This window comes from Brevibacillus sp. YAE8 (assembly GCF_057543335.1).
In genome coordinates this window covers 1-636 of record NZ_BAAIYG010000104.1, presented here as the reverse complement: position 1 = coordinate 636, position 636 = coordinate 1, and the positions used below count along the sequence as shown (strand labels likewise).

Annotated in this window: 1 protein-coding gene; it reads right to left on the bottom strand. The window is 39.0% G+C overall.

What is annotated here, in order from left to right; genetic code table 11:
- Nucleotides 1–609: sigma factor regulator N-terminal domain-containing protein (locus AC27IT_RS27825; protein ID WP_487092266.1), on the bottom strand; the 609-nt coding region annotated here is incomplete at its 3' end.
- Nucleotides 610–636: the final 27 nt, after the last annotated feature.

Genomic DNA, 636 nt, shown 5'->3' with positions numbered 1-636 from the left:
ATACTCTTTTGCATGCAGCTTTAGTTTTTTTGGATCAGGATAGACAAAGGAAAGGTTAAGGTCGTATTTACCACCAGAAAATTCTTTTTCTACACCGCTCGTTTTATCAAACAGCTGATGAAATGTAAACGTCCCAATGGCCTGCTCTTCACGTCCAATTTGCTTATAAGCTTCCATTTGCGACTGCATTCGGAAAAAGGACTGTGTATCAGAAGTGGTTTCACGTATATGAACGTTCGGAAAAGCAGATTCGATAGCTGCTTGATTGACGCTGTTTATGTATTCGGTTTTTGATTGATGATAATATACAATGGATAAAAAGCTGCCAATCATCCATAGCAGAACGACAGAGCTAATGACAGTTGTCACATTTGAAAGGCGCTGCTTCCATTTGGCCATATAAATGGACTTTTTCACTTTTTTATTATCCAACATCGTATCGTCATTTAGTGAAGTAGTTGATGGAGTTGGCGATAACGGTTCATCTTCAGTTAGCAAGTGCTCTAAATGAGCTGAGCATGCTTCACAATTTTCCGTATGTTGTTCAAGTGTTTCTGCTTCTTTGTCTGTCAAAGTGCCGTTTTTATATTTTTCCCATTGATGCTTCATATCTTGACAGCTCATCCGTCCTCTTCC